Source organism: Paenibacillus turpanensis, assembly GCF_011421635.1.
Lineage (GTDB): Bacteria > Bacillota > Bacilli > Paenibacillales > YIM-B00363 > Paenibacillus_AK > Paenibacillus_AK turpanensis.
Genome location: NZ_WTLI01000022.1, coordinates 57,008 through 82,641, shown reverse-complemented (window position 1 = coordinate 82,641; position 25,634 = coordinate 57,008). Strand labels below are relative to the sequence as shown.

17 protein-coding genes are annotated in these 25,634 nt (G+C 52.8%); 10 read left to right on the top strand and 7 right to left on the bottom strand.

The genetic code is table 11. The annotated features are described in order from the left end of the window. Positions 1 to 217: 217 nt before the first annotated feature. Positions 218 to 5,164, top strand: coding sequence for a LamG-like jellyroll fold domain-containing protein (locus GQS10_RS18750; RefSeq protein ID WP_243735270.1), 4,947 nt, complete (start codon positions 218 to 220; stop codon positions 5,162 to 5,164). 124 nt (positions 5,165 to 5,288) lie between these two features. Here GQS10_RS18750 and GQS10_RS18745 read toward each other — a convergent pair whose 3' ends face one another. Both GQS10_RS18745 and GQS10_RS18740 read right to left on the bottom strand, forming a co-directional pair. Then, positions 5,289 to 6,554: a S8 family peptidase gene (locus GQS10_RS18745; RefSeq protein ID WP_166245084.1), complete on the bottom strand. Its 1,266-nt coding sequence runs from the start codon at positions 6,552 to 6,554 to the stop codon at positions 5,289 to 5,291. A 452-nt stretch (positions 6,555 to 7,006) separates the two neighbouring features. Beyond that, positions 7,007 to 7,567, bottom strand: a complete 561-nt coding sequence (locus tag GQS10_RS18740; RefSeq protein WP_166245082.1) for a DJ-1/PfpI family protein — start codon at positions 7,565 to 7,567, stop codon at positions 7,007 to 7,009. 300 nt (positions 7,568 to 7,867) lie between these two features. Between GQS10_RS18740 and GQS10_RS18735 the strand changes: the two genes are divergently transcribed. After that, positions 7,868 to 8,734, top strand: a complete 867-nt coding sequence (locus GQS10_RS18735; RefSeq protein ID WP_166245080.1) for a hypothetical protein — start codon at positions 7,868 to 7,870, stop codon at positions 8,732 to 8,734. Between the two features lie 3 nt (positions 8,735 to 8,737). Here the strand turns inward: GQS10_RS18735 and GQS10_RS18730 are convergent, their stop codons facing one another. Then, positions 8,738 to 10,240 carry a serine hydrolase domain-containing protein gene (locus GQS10_RS18730; protein WP_166245078.1) on the bottom strand — a complete coding sequence of 501 codons (1,503 nt, stop codon included), beginning with the start codon at positions 10,238 to 10,240 and terminating at the stop codon, positions 8,738 to 8,740. Between the two features lie 179 nt (positions 10,241 to 10,419). On the opposite strand from GQS10_RS18730, the gene GQS10_RS18725 reads away from it, so the two are divergent. The 5 genes from GQS10_RS18725 (at position 10,420) to GQS10_RS18705 (ending at position 16,179) form a co-directional block, all read left to right on the top strand. Next, on the top strand, positions 10,420 to 11,157 hold the full coding sequence (locus GQS10_RS18725) for a response regulator transcription factor (RefSeq protein ID WP_166245076.1): 738 nt from the start codon (positions 10,420 to 10,422) through the stop codon (positions 11,155 to 11,157). Next, the gene (locus GQS10_RS23315) at positions 11,154 to 12,428 is read left to right on the top strand and encodes an ATP-binding protein (RefSeq protein WP_166245074.1); all 1,275 of its coding nucleotides are present in this window, start codon (positions 11,154 to 11,156) and stop codon (positions 12,426 to 12,428) included. Before GQS10_RS18725 ends, GQS10_RS23315 begins: the two co-directional genes overlap by 4 nt. Positions 12,429 to 12,509: 81 nt before the next feature. Then, positions 12,510 to 13,193 carry an ABC transporter ATP-binding protein gene (locus tag GQS10_RS18715; RefSeq protein WP_166245072.1) on the top strand — a complete coding sequence of 228 codons (684 nt, stop codon included), beginning with the start codon at positions 12,510 to 12,512 and terminating at the stop codon, positions 13,191 to 13,193. Continuing rightward, positions 13,193 to 15,676 carry an FtsX-like permease family protein gene (locus tag GQS10_RS18710; protein ID WP_166245069.1) on the top strand — a complete coding sequence of 828 codons (2,484 nt, stop codon included), beginning with the start codon at positions 13,193 to 13,195 and terminating at the stop codon, positions 15,674 to 15,676. Before GQS10_RS18715 ends, GQS10_RS18710 begins: the two co-directional genes overlap by 1 nt. Before the next feature lie 107 nt (positions 15,677 to 15,783). Beyond that, on the top strand, positions 15,784 to 16,179 hold the full coding sequence (locus tag GQS10_RS18705; protein WP_166245067.1) for a hypothetical protein: 396 nt from the start codon (positions 15,784 to 15,786) through the stop codon (positions 16,177 to 16,179). 95 nt (positions 16,180 to 16,274) lie between these two features. Here GQS10_RS18705 and GQS10_RS18700 read toward each other — a convergent pair whose 3' ends face one another. Further along, positions 16,275 to 16,799, bottom strand: a complete 525-nt coding sequence (locus GQS10_RS18700) for a hypothetical protein (protein ID WP_166245066.1) — start codon at positions 16,797 to 16,799, stop codon at positions 16,275 to 16,277. A gap of 171 nt (positions 16,800 to 16,970) precedes the next feature. Here GQS10_RS18700 and GQS10_RS18695 point away from each other — a divergent pair, with 171 nt between their 5' ends. The 3 genes from GQS10_RS18695 (at position 16,971) to GQS10_RS18685 (ending at position 19,460) form a co-directional block, all read left to right on the top strand. Beyond that, positions 16,971 to 17,468, top strand: a complete 498-nt coding sequence (locus tag GQS10_RS18695; RefSeq protein ID WP_243735263.1) for a GNAT family N-acetyltransferase — start codon at positions 16,971 to 16,973, stop codon at positions 17,466 to 17,468. Positions 17,469 to 17,636: 168 nt separating this feature from the next. Further along, positions 17,637 to 18,845 carry a multidrug effflux MFS transporter gene (locus GQS10_RS18690; RefSeq protein WP_166245064.1) on the top strand — a complete coding sequence of 403 codons (1,209 nt, stop codon included), beginning with the start codon at positions 17,637 to 17,639 and terminating at the stop codon, positions 18,843 to 18,845. A gap of 3 nt (positions 18,846 to 18,848) precedes the next feature. Further along, entirely contained in the window at positions 18,849 to 19,460 is a 612-nt protein-coding gene (locus GQS10_RS18685) for a P-loop nucleotide/nucleoside kinase family protein (RefSeq protein ID WP_166245062.1), read from the top strand. A gap of 138 nt (positions 19,461 to 19,598) precedes the next feature. Here the strand turns inward: GQS10_RS18685 and GQS10_RS18680 are convergent, their stop codons facing one another. The 3 genes from GQS10_RS18680 to GQS10_RS18670 all read right to left on the bottom strand — a co-directional run bounded on the left by GQS10_RS18680 (position 19,599) and on the right by GQS10_RS18670 (position 25,460). Further along, positions 19,599 to 21,380 carry an ABC transporter ATP-binding protein gene (locus GQS10_RS18680; protein WP_166245060.1) on the bottom strand — a complete coding sequence of 594 codons (1,782 nt, stop codon included), beginning with the start codon at positions 21,378 to 21,380 and terminating at the stop codon, positions 19,599 to 19,601. Next, entirely contained in the window at positions 21,377 to 23,128 is a 1,752-nt protein-coding gene (locus GQS10_RS18675; RefSeq protein WP_166245058.1) for an ABC transporter ATP-binding protein, read from the bottom strand. Before GQS10_RS18675 ends, GQS10_RS18680 begins: the two co-directional genes overlap by 4 nt. Positions 23,129 to 23,204: 76 nt before the next feature. Continuing rightward, positions 23,205 to 25,460 (bottom strand): helix-turn-helix domain-containing protein, encoded by a 2,256-nt coding sequence (locus tag GQS10_RS18670; RefSeq protein WP_341805099.1) that lies wholly within the window; start codon positions 25,458 to 25,460, stop codon positions 23,205 to 23,207. Between the last annotated feature and the right edge of the window lie 174 nt (positions 25,461 to 25,634).

Sequence of the window (25,634 nt, the reverse complement as noted above, 5' to 3'; positions counted from 1 at the left end):
AAATGTTTGCTGGATGTTAATCGAAGGTTAAATTGCTGTAAATGCAGATGGAGCATGCATTGTACCCAACTTGGAACCAGCGCGTATAAAATTACAATTATTTCATAAATAATTCTATTTTTATGTAAATGGAAGCGTTTTAAAATAAGACGAGCCGGTTGCTTGCCCTTACGCTTCAAGACCGGCAAAACCTAAAGGAGGAAGGGAAACGGTGGCGATGAAAAAGAAAATGCTTTCGATGGCCGTCCTCGCTTCGCTTGTGTTCGGTTCGATTACACCAAGCTTTGCGGCCGAACCGCCTGCTGAACCAGCGCAGGACGCTCCAGCGAAACCAGCCGTTTATGCGGCGGAGGATCTTTTGCTGCACTACACCTTTGACCAGACTGAAGGAACAACAGTAACCGATGCTGCCTACCAAGGCAAGGACGGTATGCTAATGGGAGGAGGCGCGTGGGTTCCAGGACGTGTTGGCCAGGCGCTCGATTTAAACGGCAGCGACGGTTATGTGAAGCTGCCCGACGGGGTGCTGGCGGACCAGCGTTCCGTAACCGTGGCCGCCTGGGTGAACCCGGAAAGCACGCCGAACTGGGCGCGGGTATTTGATATCGGCTCATCAACGGATAACTATTTCTTCCTCGCACTAAATGACGGCACCTCCGTTCATATGGGACTGCGCTCCGGCAGTGCGGTGCAATCGTTGAGCGGGGCAGCCTTCCCGTCCTCGGACCGGTGGCATCATGTCGCCGTCACGTTAGAGGACAAAACCGCAGTCATTTATATTAACGGCATCGAGGTGGCCAAGAACACCAATTTGACGATTACCCCTGCCGACCTGGGCTTGTCCACAGCAAACTACATCGGCAAATCGCAGTTTAACGATCCGTACTACAACGGTTTGATCGATGATTTCCGCATTTATGATCGTGCCTTAAGCAGCGACGAGGTGCTTGAAGTCATCGCAGAAAATATGACCGACGAGGAGGCAGTGGCGTTCGCATCCGAGTGGCTTGATCTCAAAGACACCTCCGAGGTCACTGACTATCTCGCGCTTCCAAGCGAGGGACCGCTGCAAACCTCCATCACTTGGGCTTCTTCTCACCCTGCTGTTATCGGAACCGACGGTACCGTCACTCGTCCGCAGGCTGGTGCAGGCGATGCGACCGTCACCTTAACGGCAACGATTCGCAAAGGAGCGGTTGCTGCGACGGAAACCTTCGAGGTTACGGTATGGGAACAGGGTGCCGTCGCCTACACCATTCACATCGACGCTGCGAATCCGGCACATGAGGTGAGCCCTACCCTTTACGGCCTCTTCTACGAGGATATCAACTACGCCGGAGACGGAGGACTTTATGCAGAGCTGGTGCAAAACCGCTCGTTCGAGTTCGGTACCCCTCTCTACTCATGGACAGAGGTACGCTACGGCGATGCAGAAGGACAAGTTACCGCTGCCTCAGAAGCACCGCTGAACGACAAAAACCATCAGTACGTCCAGCTGCAGGTGACGAACCCGGGGGACGGCTTCGGTATCGCCAACAGCGGTTACACCGGCATAGCGCTCCAGCAAGGGGAGGCGTACGCTTTTTCCGTTTATGCGCGAAGCAGCAGCGGTTTATCGAAGCCGCTGAGAGCTGAGCTGCGCGGCGCGGATGAAACGGTATACGGCGCCTGCGACATCAGCGGCATTACCTCGGATTGGAAAAAATTCGAGTGCACCATCGAATCAAGTGCCACGGACCCGCAAGCGAAGCTGGTCGTCACCGCCAAGGATAAGGCTGTCGTCGAGCTTGATATGGTGTCGTTATTCCCGGAAAAAACGTGGAATAACCGCAAAAACGGCCTCCGCTACGACCTGGCCGAAATGCTGGACAATATGAACCCGGCGTTCCTGCGCTTCCCGGGCGGCTGCATTGTCGAGGGCGGTGCGCTGGATAACCATTACCGCTGGAAAAATACGATCGGCGACATAGCTGAGCGGGAAACCCAGCGCAATCAATGGGCGAACAACTATTATCAGTCCTTCGGCCTCGGCTTCCATGAATACTTCCAATTCTCCGAAGACATCGGCGCGGAGCCGCTGCCGATCATTTATGTCGGCATCATTTCCTGCAACAGTAACCCGCCGACCGTTCCGCTCGATGAGCTGCAGCCTTACATCGACCATGCGCTCGACCTGATCGAATACGCCAACGGCGATGCAAAGACGACGGAATGGGGCGCTGTGCGCGCTGCGAACGGTCATCCCGAGCCGTTTAACCTGAAGTATTTGGGTGTTGGCAACGAGCTGTGGGGCGAGAAATATTTTGAACGGTACAAAATGTTCTATGATGCATTGAAGGCAGAATATCCGGAAATTCAGCTGGTATTCAGTGCCGGCGCTTTCCCGGAAGACTCCGCCTACCGTGATGCTTACAACTGGCTCGGACCTGTCGGTGACGGCAACGAAGCCGATCTCGTCGACGAGCATATGTACCAGTCGCCGGAGTGGATGCTGAACAACGTGGATCGTTACGACCAATTTGACCGCAGCGGACCGAAGGTGTTTGTCGGCGAATACGCCTCCCATGGTGTCGGCAAGAAAAACAACGTCGAATCGGCGCTGACCGAGGCGGCGTTCATGACAGGGCTTGAGCGCAATTCGGATATCGTCGCGATGGCCGCTTACGCTCCGCTGTTCAGCCGCAGGCCGGCGAGCTTTACCCAGTGGACGCCGGATATGATCTGGTTTGACGAGCACCGGGCGTTCGGTACGCCGAACTACTATGTGCAGAGCATGTTTATGAATCATGTCGGCGATCAAGTGCTGCCGATGACGCTGACGAAGCGGAATGAAGATGCCGTGAAAGGCTCCATTCTGCTCGGAACGTGGGCAACACAAGCGGAGTACGACAATATAAAAGTAACGGCAAACGACGGAACGGTGCTGTACGCGAACGATTTCAGCGATCCAGCCACGCTTACCGACTTCGCATCCTTCAATGATAACGGCCGTTGGACCGTTGAAGACGGCGTTTTAAAGCAAACCTACAGCGATGACGACGTCCGCTTCCTTCTCCAGCAGGGGCAGCAGTGGACGAATTACACCTTGGAGCTGGATGCAACAAAAACCGGTGGGAACGAAGGCTTTTTAATCGGCTTCGGAGCGCAGGACCCGAACAACTATTATTGGTTTAATCTGGGCGGATGGAACAATACTCAGACGGTCATCGAAAAGGCAGTCGGCGGAGCGAAAACGACCGTCAGCAACGTGCTCTCCCACTCGATCGAAACCGGAAAAACGTACAAGGTGAAGATCGTTGTAGAAGGCGCACGCATTCGCGCATATTTGGACGGCGAATTGCTGTTTGATCTTAATGAAGGCGCATATGCCGGCCCGCTCTACAGCTCGACCACAATCGAGGAAGAAACCGGCGAAATTATTGTGAAGGTCGTCAACGTTTCCGGCAACGCGCAGCTTTCCGAGGTTCGCGTAAACGGGGCGGAACAGATCGCGTCCGAGGCTACCGTCATTGAATTGACAGGGGCCGCTTTGACAGATGAAAACTCCTTTGAACAGCCGGATCACGTTTCAACGGTGGAGAAAACGGCATCTGGCTTCGGGCCAACATTCACCTACGAATTCCCGGCGTATTCGGTGACAATCCTGCGTTTACGGACAACGGAGGCTCCTCTGATCCAGTCCATGGAGCAGGTCAATGTCGGCACGAAGGTAGGAATTGCCCCAAACCTTCCGGCACATGTAAAAGTAACGAAAACCGACGGCACGACGGAAAATGCAGCGGTTCAGTGGAAACCGATGGATGCGGAGCAATGGGCATCCCGCGGTGTGTTCGAGGTTGAAGGAACGGTTGCGGGCACGACACTGGAGGCGAAGGCTCTTGTTACCGTAACGCCGCAGAGCTCTGGCGGTCCAAACCATGATGACGACGACGATGATGACGATGACAGCGGAAGCAGCGGCGATTCCGGCGGCAGCGACTCCAGCTCCGGAGGAGGTTCGGGCACCGTTCAGCAGCCGGCTGCTGTCAAGGTTGTTGACGGCTTTGCGGTTGTGGAATGGAGCAGCGCCGATTTCCGGTCGGCTCTGCAGAGCGCAAGCAATGGCCGGCTAACCATCCGCGCCCAGACGGATGCAGAAACGAACGGCTTTAAGCTGGTCGTTCCTGCGCAAGCCTTGGCGGATGCAAAATCGGACGGCCTGCAACAAATTGTTATCGTTTCCGGCCATATGACGTTCACAATGACTCCGGACGCCTTCTTCTCATCCGAGAATACGGCGGGCAATCTTGAGCTGCGCGTCGAGCAGGCAGACGTTTCCGGCTATTCCGAACAAGTGCAGCAGAGGGTAGGAACCCGCCCGGTTTATAAATTCCATGCCCAAGTGAACGGCTCCTCTGTCAGCAAATTCAACGGCATGAAAGCTGTAAAAGTGGAGCTGCCGTATACGCAGCGCCCTGGCGAGCTTTCCTCGCAAATTGTCGTTCTGCATCTTGCCGAGAACGGTTCGATGGAGACGATCAAAAACGGTGTATATCACTCGGCATCAAGCACCGTTGCCTTTTATCCATCCCACTTCAGCGTTTATGCGGTCGGCTACGCGGAAGTGGATTTCATGGATTTGGAGCGTGCACCTTGGGCCAAGCAAAGCATTTACGGCTTGGCGGCGCGCGGTATGGTCAAGGGGGTCGGCGAGGCGCGCTTCGAGCCGGACCGTAACGTCACCCGCGCCGAATTTATTACGATGCTGATGCAGGCCTTTGATCTTACGGGTGAATCGGCCGGCGGAAATTCCCGATTCAGCGATGTCAACGCGAACGCGTGGTACGCCGATGCGATAACTGCAGCCGAAAAGCTCGGCATTAGTAAAGGCAAAACAGACGGCAGCTTCGGCGTGAACGACCCGATCACCCGCCAGGAAATGGCGGCCATGGTTGATCGGCTTCTTAAGACGCAGGATCAGCAATGGGCGGCCGCCCGTACCAGTGTTCCTCCTTTTGCCGACCAAAGCGATTTTGCAGCGTATGCTGCGGACGACATTCAACGGTTAAAAGCTGCCGAAATTCTTAACGGGCTTGGCGACGGACGTTTTGGCCCGTCAGAAACAACAACCCGTGCGCAAGCAGCAGTTGTTGTCTTTAAGGCGTGGATGACTCAGCAAAAGTAATCAGTCATCTCCGCTATTGACCTTAAACTCTATGTAAGAAAAAACTCCGCATTCCACGCAAACTATGCGCGGAAATGCGGAGTTTTTTTCATTCGGTGCATGTAAGCGTACGGCTTGTCCAATCTTATTGAAGCGCGTACTGAACCGCTTTTTGCGCGTTTACAATTCCCGCGCCGTAATACGCATCATATCCTGCTGAGCCAGCATCGGTAGCCGATTGCCTCAGGAGCGACTCTACCTGATTCGGCGTCAGGCTGCTGTCTGCCGCCAGCATTAAAGCAACAACACCGGCAACATGCGGCGTAGCCATAGATGTTCCGGATAACGAGCGATAAGTGTTTGTTGGATAAGTGCTGAAGATCGAGCCGCCCGGCGCCGTAACATCTAATGTGCTGCCATAGTTGGAGAAGCTGCTGCGTGTCATGCTGCTGTCAATGGAACCGACAGAAATCGTTCCGGAGCAGCTTGCAGGCGAACCAATCGCTGTATTGGAATTGCCGGAAGCCGCTACCACAACCGCGCCCCTGCTGCGGACATAATTGATTGCGTCTTGATAAGCGCTGGAGCAAGCCGAGCTGCTACCCAAGCTGAGGTTAAGCACATCTGCCCCCCGGTCTGCCGCGTAACGCATCCCCGAAACAATGGCGTAGGACGTTCCGCTTCCGCTTGCGTTCAGTACCTTTATCGGCATAATTTTAGCTCCGGAGGCAACACCGGCAATGCCTCTGCCATTGTTTCCGATTCCGGCAGCGATACCCGCAACGTGTGTGCCGTGACCGTTATCGTCATTGGCGTTCGAATCCCCGTTTACAAAGTCATAGCCTGCAACGATGCTGCCCTGAAGGTCGCTATGGGAAAGATTGACCCCAGTATCGACAACGGCAACGGTTACACCGGCCAATCTCGAAGAGCTGACCAAATCCATCGCTTGCGGAGCTTTAATTGCGCTTAGGCCCCATTGGTTGGAAACATAAGGGTCGTTGTATGCCACAGCGATTTGCGCTGGCAGCTCCGCCCCTGCTAGAGGGGTCTCCAGCTGATATACATAATTCGGCTCCGCATAGAGAACGTTAGGGTCTGCGTTTAAGCGCTCTAGCATTTTCTCTAGTTTCTTAGGATCCTTCAATTTAATATAGGTGAGACCTAGAGAAGACTCTGCGGACATCGTCGACACTTCCTCTTGACTTACCAGCGATTGCGTGACTACTACATCCTCCTTCATTTTTACGAGAATTCCTCCTGCCTCGTAAGGCTTGGACATCGCCTTCTTCACATCAAATCTGCTCTTCTTCTGCTCATCCGGCGCCGCAGCTGCGCCCTGAACCGCAATAAAAGGAAGACTTGCGAGTACAACCGATAACATCATTCCCGTAAATTTTTTCATTTTCATAGAACACCTCTCCTAATCTTTTCTTTTTTTTCAAAGCACCTACATGTTTGATTTACCAAAAAACTAGCTTCAACTTCAGAAATCCCTTGAAAGTAATCTATCTCCTCCTCTCTTAAATAATTTAACGTCTGTAATATTTTGTATCATTGATGTGACATAAGAATATCATACCAATACAATAGTTGGTAGTATTTATGTAAACATTTTATATTAATATTTTTTTAACTAAATATTAGTATTTTCTCTGTTATATTATCTAACAAAGCTATTGCAGAGAGTAACTAGAATTGATCCATTGGTCAATTAAAACGGAATTGCAGCTTGGCTATCCTCTTTAACTTGTGGATACATGAATGCAAAAAAAGCACAACCCAATGGTTGTGCCTTAAGACGAATCGATTTTCTGTTCCGCATCGTTAAAATGAATCCAGATGGGACCCTGCCATTCGTAACTACGCTTTCAGCAGCTGCAAAAACTCACGCATAAAGCCCGGCAAATCCGGCCAAGCATGGCCTGTGACCAGCTTGCCATCGACATGGAGCGTATTCTCCGTGTAGTTCGCGCCAAGCTTCTCTACATCTAAACGGCACGCATTGTACGCCGTCAGCGTGCGACCTTCGAAGAAGCTGGTATCCCGAAGCGCGGAAAACACCTGTGCCGCATGGCAAATCGCCCCAACCGGCTTATCCTCTTCCAAGAAGTGCTGCATAATCCGTGGGAGATGCTCGTTCGTGCGAATATACTCCGGTGCCCGTCCGCCCGGAATGATCACTCCAGCGTATTCCGATGGATCGACGTCAGCAAAGGCGATATGCGCCTGCAGCTGATGCGCAGGCTTTTCCGTGAACGTCTCCCAGCCTTCAACAAAATCATGAACAACCGTATGCAGAACCTTTTTGGTCGGCGCGGCAATAACAGCCTCGTAACCTTCCTCCATCACCCGAAAATACGGGTAATACACCTCCAGTACCTCTGCCGCATCACCGGTTAAAATCAGAATCTTCTTCAACATGCATTCACTCCTTCATCTCAAGTGTGTGCTCTGTTTGAAAATCTCTGATGCCATTCAGCCTGAGAATATCATACTTCCTATTGCCCGAACATCCAGCCCGGGACCTGCTGTCCCCTGTCTTTATGATCAGTCGGGATCATTTTTTTGTCACCTGCTGTCAAGCTCTCCTGCACCGGCTTTCCTCAGATAACGGGTTCAGAAAACAAGTCCTCGTTCCTATATACAGGTGTTCCATTTTATACCATATTAGGAAGTGGGACCACCTCAGCTCTAAGAAGTCTCCAGAAAAGGAATGGTGTCATGAAAGATAGGAGAACCCGGCGATTCATCGCGGCAATTTTAGCCGCAGCCACGATCATCAGCGCTTGCACCGCCACGTCGGAACGCAGCATTTCCTTCGACAGCCTTCCCGATGGAACATATACATTTGGAATCTCCGAAAATAAGTGGTATATCCAAAAAAGCTCACGTTCGAACGAGCTGATCCTGATACGCGATCTTCCACAGGATGTGGAAAGCTTTTTCCAAGACGGGTTTCGGGTAGCTGAGGAGGATCCGAGCTGGACCTATCAACTGTACTCGACCCAAGGCGGAACGATACTCCATGGATCAAAAGCATTTGGAGTGCCCAAGATCAACTCTGTAGACCGGACCGGCTATTTCATGAATGGAAAGCTTGTCAAATCCGGTGAAGTTCGCGGAGCCTATCGAAAACGGGAACAGAAGGACGTTTTGGCAGGCAGCGAGCTGTTTCTCCTCGACGGAACACGTCTTTTCATCTACAATCCGGACACGGGCGAGCTGAAGAAGGAAATCGATCTGGCCGAAATTTTTGGTGAAAACGATACCTATTCTGTCGACAGCTATATTGAGGGCTCTCATCTGCTTGTCGGATCACAGAACAGAGACGTATATTTGTTGGCCCAGGGAGGAAACCTGCAGCAGGTCACGGAGCCGTACAAGGAATTTTTTGATGCCAAATGTCAGCAGAGCATTGAAGCAAGGCCGTCGATTATGGCCGGTGTCCCGACCGGTGACGGTCTCAAGCTCTTAACTCAGCTCGCTGGCGAATTGCGCTTCGAATTAGTAAATCCAGGCCCATCCTGTGCCCCATCGTACGCAAAAGGCTCAGAATGGACCCTGAAGCTGGATCAAAGCACAAGCTGAGGACTACTTCAGCATTTCCACAAGATAACGTCCAACATCGTCAGTTTCGACCTCCGACTCGTTGGACAGCAGCGCAATGAACGTGGACGGGCTGCGGTATATATTCGTGGAGAATCCGCTGCCCGAGCCGCTGTGCTCCGCCGATCCATCCTCATTCATATGCCAGCCATATCCATAGCCTTTTAAGAAAGGCGTAAACATTTTCGTTACCGAAGCGGAGTGAAGCACCTTCCCTTCGCTCAGTCCACGCTCCCACAAGTATAGATCGTCTACTGTGCCATACAGATCCCCGTTACCGGAAAGCGAAACATGAAATTCCGCTTCACGCATTTCGTCGTTTGCCCGCCAGAGCCCCTGTACTAAATATTCCACCTCTTTATTGTGGTGAGCCTGACCGGTGCGAGTCATCCCTAATGGTGTGAAAAATTGCTCCCGCAAAAACTGCTCATAGGTTTGTCCTGATACTTTTTCTACCACATAAGCAAGCAGCGCGTAGCCCACGTTACTGTACCGGTACTGCGTTCCCGGCTCAAACAGCAGCTCCTCGCTGCGCAGCTCTTGCACCATTTTCTCCAGCGTATTATCTACGCTTCTTTCGTACTCTCGAGGCAGCCCTGATGTGTGAGTAAGCAGATGGTGAAGGGTAATCCGATCGGCTCCTGGTATTCCCGGCGCGTAGATGCCGATCAAGTCTTCGGTGCTGAGCTTCCCCTGCTCCTCCAGCTTTAAAATCGCCGCAGCAGCAAACTGCTTGGATACGGACATCAGCCGGAAGGCCAATTCCGGCTGATTCTCCTTCCCTTCCGCAGAGGCCAGCCCATACCCTTTTCGCAGCAGTACACTGCCTTTATCTACAATTAAAATGGTTCCGTTATAAAGGTTTTCTGTCAAATAATGATCTACCTTCTCTACTTTTTGCGCTTGGGACAACGAGGCATGCTCCGAGCTTAGCTCCGGCTTAACGAAACGAGAGGCCCGCTGCTCCATCGCCTCCTTCTTCAGCAGATCGGTCAATCCGTTGCGATAAATCGAGACCGTCAGCTCGGAGCCGTTCCACTCCACCTCACAGCCCAACGCTTCGGCGAACGGCCGTACCGGGATCATAACGACACCGTCTACAAGCAGCACCTTGCTTCCTCCGAGCGGCAGCGTCCTTCCGTTTAGAATGGCTTTCGCCTCGCCAACCTTCGCTGATATCGCAGCCTCAAACATACCGCCGCTTACGACTTCCAGCGAAGCCGTTTGCGTTTTCTCGTCCCAGCTGATTTTACTGTTTTCAAAAGCACCGAACATCTCCTCGAAGGATACATACGACGTCCCCTCAATTAATAACGGGCGCTGCTTTTGCAGAAGCTCGTACCCATTTAATTCCACCCGAACTGGAATCATGGATGGCAACTCTGCGGAAGCCTGTGCAGCAGATATCGGAGCACTTAAGACAAAGAGAACTCCGCTTACGATAAGCAGCCCTTTTTTCCAAGCGGGTTTGGTTATTGGTTTGTTCATTTCACGATCTCCTCTTCCCTGGATTCCCCGCTATCGTACCGCCCTCAGCTTACCGCAGCCTTACGGGGAAGATTACGCTTTTGTAAGGTGGCCAAGGTTCAGGAATTCATTGACAACTCGTCGCCGGTGTGCGTTATAGTGATAGTACATTGACCCGGCTTAGGAAAGAGGAACCCCCAATGCAAACCTTACTGATCGTTGAAGATGACGAAACACTAGCTTTCGGGCTGCAATTTTCACTCCAGCGGGAAGGCTGGTCCACGGTGCTCGCCCCTACGCTTGCCGAAGCGAGAGCCATCCTTCAAACCACCGCCCCGGACCTCATTCTGCTCGATAACCAGCTGCCGGACGGAAGCGGCTTTGACTTTTGCAAGGAAGTGCGCAAGAGCTCCCATATTCCAATCTTATTTCTTACTGCTTCGGATGAAGAGGTGCATATTGTTTTCGGCTTGGAAATCGGCGCCGACGACTATATCACAAAACCGTTTCGCCTGCAGGAGCTGATTTCCCGTATTCGTGCGGCGCTTCGCCGCGCGCAGCTTTCCCCGCCCCAGAAGGAAGCTGCGGCAGATCAAGCCTCGTTCTTGGCCGCTGAAGCAGACCGTATTCGTTCAGGTGAACTCACGCTCAGTATGCTTGAACAAAAAGTATGGCTGGCGGACGAGCCGCTGGTGCTAAGTCCTTCCGAATTCAAGCTGCTCGCCTATTTCATGCGGCACCCGCTGCAGGTGATGACCCGCGAGATTCTGCTGGAGCGCCTCTGGGATTCGCACGGCGAATTCGTCGACGACAATACGCTGTCCGTTCTCATCCGGCGGCTGCGGGAAAAAATCGAGAGCGATCCCTCCTCCCCAGCGCTGATTGTGACGGTTCGCGGCAGCGGGTATAAATGGAATGAAAGGTGTGAGAGGCTGTGAATCCGACCCTTTGGCGGAACAAAGAGTACAGCAGAAGTCTAGCCTTGACGGCCTTATTGTGCCTGCTGGCCTTCCTGATCCTGTGGGGTACCTTACTGCAAAGCACTGCAGCTCTCCAGAAGCAAATCCACCAAGCGCATATAACAGCCATTGGTAGCATCTTAATCGAGCACCCGGAGCTTGAAGAAGCAGTCATTCGCAGTGCTACCGCCGTTCCAAACACCCGCGGACAAGAATACGCCGCCGGGCTTGCCGCTGCCGAAAAATACGGCTTTTCGAATCCGGCTTTCGCAGCATCCAATGGCTTGTTTTCGCAGCTGAGACAGACGATGCTCTACACGGCCGCAGGTGTGCTGCTTATTCTTTGCATGGCTTGCGCCTACACCGCTCATCGGGCGTTCTCGCAAATCTATAGCGGAATTCGCCGGGTGTCGGAAGGAGCGGAGCGGATGATGCGCGGCTCTTTTGATTTTCGGCTGCCGGAACAAAGCGAGGGGGAGCTGGCGGTATTAGGCCATCATTTCAACCGGCTGTCGGAGCGGCTGCAGCAATCTCTGCAGAAGCTTGATCGGGAAAAGGAGCTGCTGCGAAATATCATCAACGACATCTCTCACCAAATTCGTACGCCGCTGAGCTCCCTCATGATGTTCATGGAGCTGCTTGGCGGCCAGCCGCTGCACGAAGACGACCAGCGCAAGCTGCTGTCGAAAAGCAACGCGCAGCTTGAGCGGATTCATTGGCTGCTGCACTCGCTGCTGCGGCTTTCGCGCCTCGAAGCAGATGTCGTGACGTTATCCGTGAAGCCTGCCGATCTCGGCGAAACGCTTCATCGTGCTGTCGGGCGTTCCGAAGCAAGGCTTACGCGCAAGCAGCTTGAGGTGTCCGTAAGCGTCCCCGAATCTCCCGTTATCCTTCCTCATGATAGCGATTGGCTCGGAGAAGCGATCGGGAACGTTATTGACAATGCGGCCGACTTCAGCCCGGACCATGGACGAATATCCATCGCGCTGAGCGCCAGTGAGGTGACCGCCTCCATCACGATTTCCGATTGCGGAACGGGAATTCCCGAGGAAGAGCTTCCGCATATTTTCCAGCGTTTTTATCAAGGCTCGCAGGGCAGGGCCGGCGGACGGATTGGAAGCGGCATCGGTCTTGCATTGACAAAGCTCATTGTAGAGAAGCATGAGGGCTTGATTAGTGCGTCCAGTAAGTCCGGTCAAGGAAGCATGTTTACCATAACCCTGCCTCGAACCCGGCTTACAAAATGGTAAGGAGTACCGTCACCGGAACGTAAGCTCATTCTCCTATAATCGGCAGTAAGAACAGATATACACGAATGGAGGATGTTTTCTTTGGAGCTGCTGCGAACGGAGCAAATTTGCAAAACATACGGAAGCGGAGCGGCCGCTGTCCAAGCCTTGAAGCCAACCGACTTGGCTTTTCGGCAGGGGGAATTTACCGCTATTATTGGGGCCAGCGGCTCGGGAAAAAGCACGCTGCTGCATCTCCTCGGCTGCCTCGATCGGCCGACAGGAGGCCGCGTATGGCTGGAAGGAAGCGATATTACGGCACTCCCCGATCAGGAAGCAGCCCTGCTTAGACGCCGTAAGTTTGGCTTTATCTTTCAGCATTATAATCTCATTCCGGTGCTGACGGCGGAAGAAAACATCGTGCTTCCTATTTTGCTGGACGGACATACGCCGGACCAGCCTTTTATCGAGGAACTGCTGCAATGGCTTGGGCTTTACGAGCGCCGCAGCCATCTTCCGTCTGCATTGTCGGGGGGGCAGCAGCAGCGGGTGGCAATCGCCCGGGCCTTAGCTGCTAAGCCCGCCGTGATTTTAGCCGACGAGCCGACCGGAAACCTCGACCGTAAAACCGGGCAGGAAGTCATGAGCTTGCTTCGTCTTTCCATAATGAAATATCACCAAACCTTGATCATGATCACTCATGATGCATCGATTGCCGCTTCGGCCGATCGGATCATTACAATCGAAGACGGAGCGATCATCGACGACCGGAGGGTGACCCTATAATGCGATCTTATTGGGGGCTCCTCCCGCGAACCGTAAAGCATCAGTGGAAACGTCAGCTGCTGGCTGTGCTCGGAATTGTTTTGTCCGTTGCCATCGTAACCTTAACCGTTTTATTTACCCACAACCTTAAGGTCGCTATGCTCCAATCTACTCTTCAATCCGCGGGCACGTACCATGTGCATTTTCAGGGCTTGAAGCCGGAAACGATTCAACTGATGCAGCATCATGCAGCCATTGAAGAACTGCTTTGGGTAAAGAGCGCGTCGGTTCAGATCAACACCCCCGAAGGGGTAAAGCTTCTGCTCAGCGAGTATTCCAATGCCCAGACAAAGCTGGTCCCTGTAAAGCTCATTCAGGGCCAATTGCCTTCGGCCGAGAACGAAATCGTACTTGAGGCTTGGCTCGCCGAACAGCTGCAAGCGGCGCCAATTCAAGGCAAAGATGCCGTAACCGTCGGCGAAACGAAATATACCGTCGTCGGGATTATGAAGAACTGGAAAGGAACGGTAAATAGTAGTCAATCTATCGCTTTAGCGGGTCCCTCCACTCTGAATAAGATAAATGAGGAAAAACTGACCCACACCGCCTACGTCCAATTCCGTCCCGAGTTTATTCAAACCGGCGGCGATATTGTCACGAAAACAGCTGAGCTGCGAAAAGCTTTTGGCGTTCACGATCGGCAGATGAATCACAACGATATGCTGGTCAAAGCGATGAATGACTACAACAAGCAGGATTCCAGCGTTTATTTTATAGTTGTCATCACCTGCGCAGCGATGATGCTGGCGATCTACAATATGTTTCATATTGCCGTGCTGGAAAAAATGAAGCAGTACGGGATGCTCCGAGCCATCGGCATGACCCGCCGTCAGCTGCAAAGGCTCGTAATCGGAGAGGCTTCACTTATTGGCGTCATCGCCGTTCCCATTGGCATCGCTATAGGGATGGCGCTGCATTTGTCGGTCATTCATTGGACGATGTTCGGGACGCTGGAAGGTCCTCCGCAGCTCCCGCTTGGCATGCTTCTGATCGTGGCCGGGATCGGTTTTACGACCGTGCTCTTATCCAGTCTTGGACCTGCGCGAATCGCCTCCCGGATTATTTCACCGCTGGAAGCACTGCGGGGCACCGATTCATCGCTCCTGTCCGTACAGCCGGCCAAACCGTTCAGCCGCTGGATTCCCAGCAGAGCAGGAATCGCTCATCGGATGGCGCTCCGCTTCATGCTGAGAAGCCCATCGCGATTTTGGACCACGGTTTTGTCCATGGCCATCAGCGTCTCTCTTCTCGTCACGATGCACGGCTTTGTCTCGGCCAAAGATCCTGCCGCCTTGGTTAGAGACGACTTTTCGTGGGACGCGGACTATTATTTATTTGTCAGCAACCGGGAAGGCTACGGCTTCCCGGCCCAAGCAGCGAAAGAGCTCGCGGAGCTGCCGGGAGTCGAAGCCGTCATTCCGATGAAATACAGCTATGGCTACACCCGCCTGGACGAAGCGGAGCTGCTGCCGGACTTCCGAGAGCTCCTCAGCATAGAGCAGGAGGAGCTGGCCAATCCATTCTCAGAGAGCGGGAAGCTCAGCTCACTCGTGAAGCTCTATGCATACGAAGATGCAATAGTAAAGGAAGCAGATCAATATGTGATGGAAGGGGAAATCAATCCGGAGCGGCTTCGAAACGGGGAAGAAGTGCTGCTGCTTCGGAGCAGCGTTTGGCCGCAGACCCGCTATCATGCGGGTGATCTCATTGAAATTGGCTTCGCCAAGCTTGTCGATGGCCCGAGAAACGATAACTGGAATTACTCCCCCGAGAGGAAAACTTATCGGATCGGTGCTGTCCTGGAAAATTTCCCAACCTCGGGCGATTTTCCAGACGGACTGTCACTGTTAACCCACTCCTCCCATTATGAATTGTTTTCCGGATCAGGATTGGACCGAAGAATCCAAATCCGTACAACCGATCATGCAGATACAGCCTATATAAAACAGGAGCTCCAACGAATTGCCGGAACATACGGCGGGAAGATGCACTCGCTGCAGGATCGCATCGACAGTGTCAAAGAAGATATCCGGCAGGTTGAAGTGATGCTAGCCGTTTTCCTTTCCGTCATTACGTTAATAGCCGGAATGAGTCTGATGAATACGGCCGCTACGGGCGCCATGCTGCGTATGCGTGAATTCGGCATACTCCGTGCCATCGGGATGACATCCGGCCAGCTCCGCGCGATGATTCGCTCTGAATGCTTGGCGTATGCGTTGATCGGGTCGGTCATTGGCTCCGCTCTTGGAACGGCCCTATCCTATATGATGTACCGTTATGTCAACGAAGAAGACCCGGGCCTGCTCGCTCACTGGAACTCCCCTTGGCTTGCCTGCTTTACGGCTTCGCTCGGTATGGCCGTTCTTTCGCAGCTTGCGGCATGGCTCCCGGTCCGCAAAACACAAAAGCAAACTATTACCGATTCGATTCGCATGACCGAGTAACGGAAAGTGGAAAGCCGCCTTTTTGCGGAGGAAGGAATTTCCACATCGAGTGTAGAATTATACCCCGCAGCATCTATTATCGGAAAAGCTTTTTACCGGAGGAGACCATGTACAAGCAAATAGCCGCATTTCTTATCACTTCTGTGTTACTTACCGTTCCCGCTGCCGGCTACGCAGCCGGAAACGACTTCACGGTTACCGACGAGGCGATTGAAACCAAATCTCCTTATTGGGCAAAAGGACGCTCCTATACAGTTCATCATGCAACAATGGACGGGGTGCTTGAGGAAGGCCACGAGCAATACCTGCAAATTTTCAGTAAACCTGCCGGAAGCGGCTCCCCTTATAAGCACAAAAGCTTTGCGTGGGCCAGCCAACACGAAGAGGGCAGCGCATTAATCGCATGGTCGGAATGGGATCAAGAGGATTACGAGGTGCACTATATCGTTTACAACCGCAAGGATAAAGAAGTCGTGTTTGAAGAAATTAAGGTTTTTGAGTAGTACGCGATAAAATGGATCATGGCAGTCTTGATTAATGAACATCTAATGCCCGCACTGTCTTCGCTTCTCGCCGGAGCAGTGCGGGCATTGCTTCATTAAGTGTCAATATGAAAAGCGAAATCAGGATGGCGGTACACTGCCATAAAGTTAGAATCCATTCGAAGCGACGAGTCCACATCCTCCGGTGTAAACAATCCAAAATCGTTATAAATCGCATACCCCGCCCCGTAATAATAGGAGAGCCAGACCAGCTTGGAGCAGTAAACTCCTGTCCATGGATCGTGAAGCGGCACCGCAGGCGAAATCGTAAACGGCGGACGTATCATACCATGCTTGCGGTAATGCTCACTTTGCTCATAATAGCGGTACGCAAAGCCTGCAGCTGCCGGTCCCCAGTGTGCATGAACCGGTCGATAAACGGCACACCGACGATCCGGACGCAAAAACTTTTCATTCAAGCCCAGCTGAATATTCGGATACTCCATAACTGCTTCCACCAGCTGCCGCTCATCAACGGCAATTGCACTATGCCCCAAATAACCGGTCGGAATTCCCCAATCATTGTTATCACAGACAGTCAAAATATCGCCCGGCTGTATTACTACGTGTGTATTGTACACCGCGAAGTCCCCCCTACGAATTGACCGATTCTCTTGCCAGCCCTTAAAGTATATTCAAAGCATGCCTAAGGTATGGTTAAGGTAGCGTTAAAACGTTATATTCATTTTAACCCTTGGCAGCCCCCCGAATTTTCCTTATAGTGGGATCATCATTTTAAAGGAGAAATCATCATGACAACCATCAACCTTCGCCATATTGAAGAAAAAGACATGCCGTTTTTATGGGATATGCTTTATGAAATGGTGCATATTCCGGTGAATAAGCCGCCCAAGGAGCAGCTGCTGCGTAAACCGGAAATTTCCCGCTGTCTCGAGGGCTGGGGGAGAACTGGGGATCAAGGCTTCATTGCGGAAAATGAGGAAGGCTGTCCGGTTGGCGCCGCATGGTACCGGCGGTTTCGTGCAGACGCCCCGGGCTATGGCTTCGTTGACGAGCAAACGCCGGAGCTCGACATTGCCGTGCTCCCGTCCTATACAGGCAAAGGAATTGGCTCTCTTCTGCTGCAAAAGCTGATCGAACAGTGCGCGGCAGAAGGCTACGGCGCGCTTTCCCTTAGTGTCGACCCTTCGAATGCAGCGCTGCGGCTGTACGAACGGTTCGGGTTCGGCAAGGTAGGGGAATCGGGAACGTCTTGGACGATGCTTCTGCGATTGCCCAAAAACGTCTAGCTTGAATCAGCCGGTTTTGCTAAAATGATAAAATTAATCTTTAAAAACATAGAGAGAAGCAAAAACATTTCCATGATGTTATTGCTTTAACTCGGAAAGGTAGTGGATGGCTTGAACGCTTCCCAAGCACAATCAGAAATCAAACCGCAAACGCCCCTTGGCGGCAAAATGCCCACAAGAGTCATGATGGTTGCCATCCTCGGCTCCCTTGCAATGATGGGCCCGCTGACTATCGACATGTACCTGCCTGCGCTCCCAGCTATCGTTACTGATTTCCAGGCGACGCCATCGCAGGTACAGCTGAGCTTGACCTTCTACCTTGTCGGTCTCGCGCTCGGTCAGCTGCTCGCCGGACCCATCAGCGATATGCGCGGACGACGGCTGCCGCTAACCATAGGGCTGCTCGTCTACGCCATCTTTTCTTTGCTCTGCGCGTTCAGTCCGAGCATTGGCTGGCTGATCGTGTTCCGCACAATCCAAGGCTTTGCCGGAGCTGCGGGAATTGTCATTTCTCGGGCAATCGTACGTGATTTATATTCCGGTGTGGAGCTGACCAAGTTTTTTACACTGCTGATGCTGGTCAATGGGGCCGGCCCCATTATCGCACCTTTGATCGGCGGTCAGGTACTGCGTTTTACCGAGTGGCCGGGAATTTTTGTCGTATTGTTCGGTGTCGGCCTTCTGCTGCTCGCTGTAGTCTCGATGCGGTTACCGGAGACTTTAACGAAAGAAAGCCGTTCCACAGGCGGGCTTAGACAAACGGTGACAACCTTCGGAAGCTTGCTGCGGGACCGGGAATTTATGGGCTATGCACTTGCTTCCGGCTTTATCACCGCTGCGTTATTCGGTTACTTGTCCGGCTCCTCCTTCGTCTTTCAAAGCATTTACGGCGTATCGGCGCAAACCTTCAGTTATATTTTCGCGCTGAACGGCTTCGGTTTTGTATTGGCATCGCAAATTACCGGCAGACTCGTCGGACGGGTATCGGAGCTCAAGCTGCTAGTAAGCGGCTTTATCGTTGCAGCGACGGGTGGCGTGTTGCTGGTCATTATGCTGCTGCTTGATGCGGGAATTATTGGAATTACACCAGCATTTTTCCTTGTTGTATCAAGTGTCGGCATTGTCGGCCCTACCAGTTCCTCTCTCGCTCTCCAGAGCAAGGGAAAAATTGCCGGAAGCGCAGCGGCGCTGCAGGGCGTGTTATCGTTAGGCTTTGGGGCAATAACATCCCCTCTAGCCGGGATCGGCGGCGAAGAATCGGCGCTGCCTCTTGGAATCTTAATCGCTACGGCCGCGCTAGGGTCGATTGTATGTTATCTTGTGCTCATTCGTCCCCTCCAGCGGAAGAAAGCCGAAACGACACAAGGTGGAGGGTGACTTATGCGTAAGCTTGTATTTTTCATCGGCCCCGCCGCAGCCGGAAAGACGACACTGGCCAAAGCATTGGCCCAGCGCTTTCGAGCCGTGTTTCTCGACATGGACACACTTATCCGGCCGTCGGCCGAGGTCATTATGACGTTATGCGGCCAAGACCCGACCGACCGTGATTCGCCTGTGTATAAAAAGCACTGCAGAGATCTGGGCTATCGCGTCACGATGGAGGCTGCGCTTGAAAACATCGAGCTTGGCCTAGATGTGTTCGTCGTCGGCCCTTTCACGAAAGAAACGGAGGATCCGGATTGGATTGAACGTGAGCTGGCGCAAATCGGGGCATCGATCACGGATGTAGAGGTGCGCGTCGTTTACGTATATTTGCAGGATCTGGAGCAGTACCGTCAGCGTCTTGAGGGGCGCGGCTCTGTCCTCGATCAGTGGAAGCTGGAGCATTGGGACGAATTCAGCCGGACACTGGTGCACCGCGAGATCCGTTGGAAGCTGCCGGAAGGCTCGGTTTTATACGTAGACAATACGGGCCCAGCTTCCGGAGAGAAGCTTGCGCAGGTAGAGAATTTTATATTTGGCGGCGGCAGTGCGCTGTCCGACGAAAGGTAGAGCAAGGTAGAGCAGCGTTAAACGATGTCAACATAAAGGCTCGGCGGAGATTCTTATCTCTACCGAGCCTTTTCTGCGTCATGCTAATGATATTTTCCAGGAAATATTTGCCCATCGGTAATTATTACACCGCGCCTATTAAGGCTGCACCTTAGGCTCATCCTCTACCGCATCCCCGCTCCACAAACGACGCATTTCCTCGCTCGTTTGGAGCAGCACCTCAAGCGAGCCTTCCGCCTCGATCCATCCATCCTTAAGAACAATAATATGATCCGCGCGTTCAAAGGCCGCCTTGCGATGGGACACGACCAGGCACGTTGCTTTACGCCGCGCAAACAGGCGCTCCCACAGCCGCTGCTCGGTTTCCACATCCAGCGCACTGGATAAATCGTCGAATACGAGCAGCTCCGCATCGCGTACAAACATGCGGGCGGCAGCCGTACGCTGCGCCTGGCCGCCGGAAAGCTTCACGCCGCGCGGGCCGATCACCGTCTCCAGCCCCGCCGGCAGCTTCCCGATATCGCTCTCGAGCACCGCCGAGCGTATCGCTTGCTCCAGCTGCTCCGGCTGCTCCGCCATGCCGAGCAAAATATTTTGCCGCAGCGTATCGCTGTACAGCCGCGGAATTTGCGCCGTATACGCACTGTTCGGCGGAATAAAGAAGCTGCCGGGATCGTCGACCCGCTTCCCGTTCCAGCGAATCTCCCCCTGCTCCAGCGGAAGCAGGCCGAGCAGCGTGCGCACAAGGGTCGTCTTACCCGACCCGATGCGGCCCGTTACCACCGTGAACGAATGCCGCTCCAGCCGCAAGCGAATGTTTTCGATCCCGCGGCCCGACAGCGGGTACCGATAGGTTAAGCCCTCCGCCTCGAGCAGCTGCAGCTGCTCTGCTTGACCGTGTGCCGGCGGCCCTTGCTCCGGCAAGCTGCCGCGCAAATACAGCGGATTCGGCTCGACCAGCTTGTCGGCCGGCTTCCCCTGCAGCAGTCCCTTAAGCCGGTCCAGCGAAACGACACACTGCTTATAATAAGTAACAAACTTTCCGAAGTTTTGGATAAAAGACGTTACGAAAGTCAGGTAATATACAAACAGCGCAAAGTCACCCACGGTAAACTCGCCGCTCTTCATCGACTCCGCAGCTAAAATCAGGATGAGACCTGTGCCAAAGTTCACCGTGTTGGCAAATACCGAATCGAGCAGCTGGGTCAGCACCTTATCCTTGAGCATCGATTTCCGGCGGGCATCGCCGAGCTCGCGAAACTTGCGAATGACACGCTCTTCGGCCCCCGCCACCTGGATCGCCTGTACCGTGCTGAACATTTCGCTGATCGCCCCGGTCACTTGGCTCGTCGCTTCCCGTGCGGCCGCGCGCGTTTTTTGCAGCAGCGCCGTCGACAGCTGGGCCGCCGAAACCACGAGCACAAGCGGAACGAACACCCAGAACGTGAGCGAAGCATCGATTTGGACGAGAATAAAGAAGGATACAAGGGCAAAGGCCGCCATCCCGAAGCCGTCCACCGACCAGCTGATCGTTTCTTCCACCTGATCCACATCGTCACGGAATTGGCTGATCGCCTCCCCGGGCGAAACAGGAATCGCCCTTGCTCCCGGCTCCTGCAGCACATGGTGCAGGAGGTTCCGGCGCAGCAGTCCCCCGACGCGGAAGCGGTACTGAATATCTGTTATAAAGCCGCCCACAATCAAGGTCATGCGAAGCAGCGCCGCCGCCATAAGCAGCGACACAATGGTCCAAACGCCGAATTCATACGGAGAGCTGCCTGATAAATAATCGAAAAACTGCTTGGTCACCAGACCCGGCAGAATTGGCGCCAAATAAATCAAGCTCCAAGCGGTAATGTTGAGCGTATACAGCACCGGGCGGTACCGCACAAGCCTCCAAAGAAACGCCGCCATGCTCATGCCAGCACCTCCTCTAACCCGGCTGTCAGCATCCGGCTGAAGCGCGAGCCTCGATCCGCGGCTAACGCCGCCCGATCACCATATTCGATCATGCGGCCGTCCTCCAGGATCAAGATTTCATCAGCCCGCTGAACGGTGCCCAGCCGATGGGCGATAATGATGCACGTCCGCCCCGCCAGCAGCTTCGTGATCGCCTGCTCGATCAGCTGCTCTGTCGCTGGATCCAGCCTTGACGATGCTTCATCCATAATGATGAGTCCGGGATCGGACAAAAACACCCGCGCAAATGCCAGCAGCTGCGCTTCGCCCGCCGATAACCCGCCGCCTCCCGATTCAAGCCGTGTCTCCAGCCCATCCGGAAGCGATTGCGCCCAGCGGTCCAGCCCCAGCTCCCGCAATACCATATGAATTTGCTCGTCTGTAATCGAGTCATCATAGAACGTTAGATTGTCGCGCACGCTGCCCTCAAAAATTTCAATCGTTTGCGTTACCAGCCCGATTCGGCGCCGCAGCTCCTTCACGTAAGGGTCACGGATATCTACGCCGTCCAAGCGAATCGATCCCCCCGTCACGTCGTAAAAGCGCATCAGCAGCCGGGACAGCGTCGTCTTCCCGCTCCCTGTCCGCCCGAGCAGACCAAGCACCTTGCCCTTTTCCAGGCGGAACGTCACCCCGTCCAGGTTCGTACTGCCTTCCTCATAGCCGAACGTAACCCGGTCGAATTCGACCGCAAGCGGCCCGTCCGGCAGCGGAGCTCCGCGACCTTCCGGGATGGCCGGCTGCGTATGCAGCAGCTCCTGCACCCGGCGGATGCTCGCCTCCGCCTTCTGGAAATCCTCCAGCTGCGTACGGATCCGCTCGATCGGCTTAGCCAGCAGCTCCGTATAGAAGAAAATCATATACACCGTCCCCATCGTTAACGCACCCTGCTTCCACAAGTAGGCGCTAATTCCGAAGGCGACAGCATTTCCAAGCGCAAACACGAACAAGCTGGTATTCCACATCGCCGCCCAGCCCATAAACGCCTTCAAGCGGATGGGCAGCCAGCGGCGCAGCATGGCATAGAAGCGATGCATTACATAACCGGTCGCCCCATTCGCCCGCGTATCCTCCGTGCCCTCCAGATGCTCCCCAAGAAAGCCGTAAAATTCGGCGCTGATCTGCCGCGTCCTCGACCAATGCGGGGCGGCCAGCTTACGAATATACTGAAACGCAGCCAGCGCGAACGCGACAAACAGCAGCATACTAAGCCCGATCAGTACATTTTCCCTAAATAACAAAACGATGATGCCAATCATGAGCAGGGCATTGCTGAACAAGACGATCATAAAATTCGAAAAGAAATTCGCCAGCGAATTGATGTCCCCATCCACACGCTCAATGAGCGAGCCTGAGGTTTGAGCTTTGTGGAACGACATATCGAGACGAAGACAATGCTCGGCCAAGTCGCCCCGCAGCTGATTCGTTGCGATCCAGCCGACATTTTCTCCGATATACGTTGCGGCGATAACAACCACCTGGTTTAACAGCGATACGACAATAAACAAGGCTCCTGCTCCAAGCAAGGCCTCTAATGGAGTCGCCTGTTCAGCAGAGTCGATAAAATAACGAATGATTTGCGGACTGACCAGCTGCGTTACAATCCCTGCAAGCAGCAGCAGGGTCAAGCCCGCCATCGATTTCCACTGAGGTCTCAGATAGCGATGCAGCAGCCTAACGTACTCCCGCACCGGTATTTTTATATTCATAAGGAAACGCTCTCCTTTGCATTAGCCTTGAAGTGTGTCCCCTGATCTTAACACATGGAAGAGCATCCGATAAGTCTTATTTGGCATGCCTATTTATTCTACAAGATTCGCGGTATTGTCCCGGCGTAACCCCCTCCTGCCTCTTGAAAAAACGAATAAAGTTTTGCGAATTCAAGTACTGCAGCCGCTCCGCGATTTCCCGGATCGTCATGTCGGTTTCCGCCAGCCATTTTTTTGCCATATAAAACCGGTAGCTGCTTAAATACTCGCTAAACGTGGAATTGGTTTCCTTCCGGAAGACGCCGCTCAAATAATTCGCATTGTAATGAAGCCTTGCCGCGCACATTTCAATCGTGATTTCCGAATCATAGCTTTCATGAATCATATTGATTATTTTTTCGGAAATGCTCTGGTATTGGGAGTTTTGACGTGCTTTAAAAATCTGGATGAGCGGCTGAATTCTATTCGTCCAAAACCATTCCTCGATTTCCGCGGCCATATGAAGACTCCCCAAATCTTCATACAGCGAGCCTTTAGCTGAGCCGAGTTGATGCAAAGCAATGCCGGATTCCTGCATCATCACTAAAATATTGTTAAAGAAGCGAAGCATGACGACCTGAACCTCCTGAGGGCTCATTTCATGCTTAAACACCAGCTCGAGAAATCGCTTGAAGAGCAGAGCCGCTGTCTCCTCATCCGCCAAAACGATTGCATCGAACAGCTCGCCTTCCGTTAATGACGGATAATCCAAGTGAATATGATGCTTGCCTTCGTTCACATTCGCATAAGGAACAATGACTTGAGCTCCCAAATGAATGCGGTGCTTTAACGCCTCCAGCCCCTCCCGATAAGCCACGGAAGCAGCTTTCAAATCCTCAAAGGGCAAGCTGATCCCGATACTGATCTGCAGTCCAAGCACCTGCAGCACTCTTTTTTGGATCGATTCTGTAAGCGTATACATATCACTGTGAAAATCAGCCTCCGATTGTTCCTCTCCCCCGACCAGGATCACAAGCGTCTGGTCAATCGAAACCGGCGGGAGCTGCTGATGCTCTGGCAATAGCTCCTCGAACATATTGCTTACCGCAAAAAGCAGAAGATCTTTATCCTCCTTATCGTAGCTGGTATTCCCAAGCGTATCGATTTGAAGCGTAAGCACGGTGAGGATACGCCAGCCGGATAATTTCCGGTCAAAGCCGTACAGCACCAGCTTCTCCTCCATCTCGCTGCGCCTAAGCTTTCCCTGATATATTTTGATGAGGAAATAGTGACTGGCCTGCTGTAAATACTGCCTCGCCTCCCGTTCCAGCTTGGTTTGGGTGCGGAACAAATCGTGGAGCCGCTCGCTGATCAGGTCAAATTCATTGCTCCGAGGATAGTCCGGCACATCCTTGTTATTCATTTGCACAAGCAGCCGTTTGACCGGATCGTACATTTTTCTCGAGCCCGCCCATGCGATTGCGATAAAAACTACTGCAAGAAAAGCGCAAAACAACAGCGTATAGGTTCCGATTGCTTTCGCGTCACTGGTCAGGCTGTCGATGGAAATGAAGGATAAATACACCCAATTATTAAACGACGACCGCATATACGAAGCCGTGTACTCTATACCGTCAACCGATACCTGAAACTGTCCGGAAGCATCCGAAAGGCTCAAGGGCCCTTTGATAAAGCCGGTATTAATCGCATGCTTTCCGATTAAGCCCGGAATGGTGTGATACAGAATCCGTTCCTGATCGTCCAAAATCATGACCGTCTCGGATTCTCTCGGTACGAAGTTAATGATTTCCCCAATCGTACAGGTCGATAGGTTGGCATACACCAGCGCAGCCTTTTCCAGCTTTTGATCCGGCAGCTTTTTTACCAGACTGATTGTGTACGGACAGCCCGCCGCATTCGTTTTTTCCTCGCTGTAAAACCACATCGATGGATTCATCACCCAAGAGGTGGTTCGCGGCAGCATCATTTGGTTGCTAAGCTGGGAACGATGCAAATATCGGTCCAGCCTAGTGAAGCCTGAATTTTTAATAATCCAGTTCTGCTCGAAATTAACGACCACAATATCTTCGATCTTCGTATACATGGACTGCGTATTTTGAATTTCTTTTCGCAAGTCGTTATATAAAATAAAATCGGTTGACGTCAGTCTCTCACTGATTACCCGGGACATCACCGTCGAATTTACCAATTGGTTGAACGAATGATAAACCGTCTGCAGCGTTTGCTCCACATTGGAGTTCATTTGCGTTAAAAGCTGCATTTGGCTTTTGTTGACCTGCTTCTGAATCTCCTTCGAGGATTGATAATAGGAAAATATTCCTGACAAAATCACAGGCAATGTACATAATAGCAGGCCAAAAAGGATTAGCTTCGTAAAATAACTGTTTTTCCTCATCTCCATCGGACCCCTTGCCAAGAATGGCTCTATTTATTGCCTTATCGTACCAATGGCAGGGAATTCCAACAATGATCATTAGATCATATGATTCATAAATTCTGTCTTTTC